2 protein-coding genes are annotated in these 1,815 nt (G+C 63.3%); both read left to right on the forward strand.

Going from position 1 to position 1,815, the window contains the following annotated elements:
* The first annotated feature begins 56 nt into the window (after window positions 1-56).
* On the forward strand, window positions 57-1,133 hold the full coding sequence (gene leuB / locus DVDV_RS21665; RefSeq protein WP_075356634.1) for a 3-isopropylmalate dehydrogenase: 1,077 nt from the start codon (window positions 57-59) through the stop codon (window positions 1,131-1,133).
* Window positions 1,134-1,377: 244 nt separating this feature from the next.
* Window positions 1,378-1,815, forward strand: a 438-nt coding sequence (locus DVDV_RS21670) for an ATP-binding cassette domain-containing protein (RefSeq protein WP_139311717.1), incomplete at its 3' end; no start/stop codon positions are given.

A 1,815-nucleotide genomic window follows, 5' to 3' on the forward strand; every position in this document is an offset into this window, starting at 1 on the left:
CCCCCGCCGCCGGAGGCATCTTCTCTCCCTCTTCAACTCTTAAGGAAATTATATTCATGCGTTACAATATATGCGTCATGCCGGGGGACGGGATCGGGCCGGAGATTGTGGCCGAGGCTGTGAAGGTTCTGGACACGGTCGGGAAGAAATTCGGGCTGGAGTTTGCGTACAGCCAGGCGCTGATTGGCGGCGCGGCTATTGATGCCACTGGAAGTCCGTTGCCTGAGGCCACGGTTGCGGCTTGCAAGGCGGCCGATGCAGTCTTGTTGGGCGCGGTTGGCGGCCCGAAATGGGACACCATTGATCCGGCCATCCGTCCGGAGAAGGGGCTCCTTGGCATCCGCAAGGCCCTGGGGCTTTTTGCCAACCTGCGCCCGGCCAAGTTGTTTCCCGAGCTGGCGGCGGCCTGCTGTCTGCGCCCGGACATCGTGGGCAAGGGACTTGACGTCATGGTCATCCGCGAACTGACCGGCGGGGCCTATTTTGGTGAACCGCGTGGCATCGAGGAGCGCGGCGGCGAGCAGGTCGGTTTCAATACCATGGTCTACGCCGAGCATGAGGTGCGCCGCATTGCCAAGGTCGGTTTCGAGACGGCGAGAAAGCGCGGCGGCAAGCTATGTTCGGTGGATAAGGCCAACGTGCTCGACGTCTCGCGCCTGTGGCGGGCGGTGGTCATCGAAGTGGCCAAGGACTACCCCGATGTCGAGCTGTCGCACATGTACGTGGACAACGCGGCTATGCAGCTGGTGCGCGATCCGTCGCAGTTTGACGTCATCGTGACCGAGAATCTTTTCGGCGACATCCTGTCCGACGAGGCGGCGGTTATCACCGGCTCCATCGGCATGTTGCCGTCGGCGTCGCTCGGTGAAGCCAATCCGGGCCTGTATGAGCCAATCCACGGTTCGGCCCCGGACATTGCCGGCCAGGACAAGGCCAATCCCCTGGCCACCATCCTGTCCCTGGCCATGATGCTCAAGCATTCGTTTGGTGAAACCGCTGCCGCCGAGGCCATCGAGACGGCCTGCGCCAAGGTGCTGGCCGAGGGCTATCGCACCGGCGACATCATGGAGCCGGGCAAGCAGCTTGTCGGCTGCAAGGCCATGGGCGATCTGGTCGTGGCCCGATTGGCGTAGTGAGAGGGGAGATACGGAGGGGGATGTCTCCGGCGGCCGGGAGGGGGTACCCCCCTCCCGGACCCTCCTTTCCAGGAGATCATTTTTCGCATCGATTGCAGCGTGTTGCGCAGAATAGGGCAGGGGGCTGGCCGGGGCTGGTTCTCCTGCCCTTTTTTGCGTACAAACGCCCCGCGAAGGCGACCAATTTTCACCGAGCCGTCCGTTGTGGCGGCCAAGACGAAGGCGTAGCGACACACCCACCATGGCCAAAGTCAGTCTGCAAAATCTTTCCAAGGCCTATGCCGGCCGGGATCTGTTCAAGGATTTTTCCCTGGAGATTCCCGGTGGCACCCGGCTGGCCATTGTCGGCCAAAACGGCGCGGGTAAATCCACGCTCTTAAAGCTCATTGCCGGCGAGTCCGAACCGGACAGCGGCAAGGTGTCGCTGTCTACCGGCGCGCGCCTGGGCTATGTGGCCCAGGAGATGGAGGAGTCCGATCTGGGCATGACGCTTCTTGCCTGGGTCATGGCCGCCTTGCCGTCGTGGAAGGAGTTCTGGCTGCGCTACGATGCGGCCGTGGCCGCCGGGGACGCCGCCGCCCTGGACGCCCTGTCCCACGAGCAGGCCAGCATGGAGCACGCCCTGGGCTATAATCCCGAGCATCGGGCCAAGACCATCCTGTCGGGCCTGGGCTTTGAG

This window comes from Desulfovibrio sp. DV (assembly GCF_001936595.1).
Classification (GTDB): domain Bacteria; phylum Desulfobacterota; class Desulfovibrionia; order Desulfovibrionales; family Desulfovibrionaceae; genus Solidesulfovibrio.

Coding starts and splice junctions, on each gene's coding strand:
- leuB (WP_075356634.1), top strand. CDS start 57: ATGCGTTACAATATATGCGTCATGCCGGGGGACGGGATCGGGCCGGAG.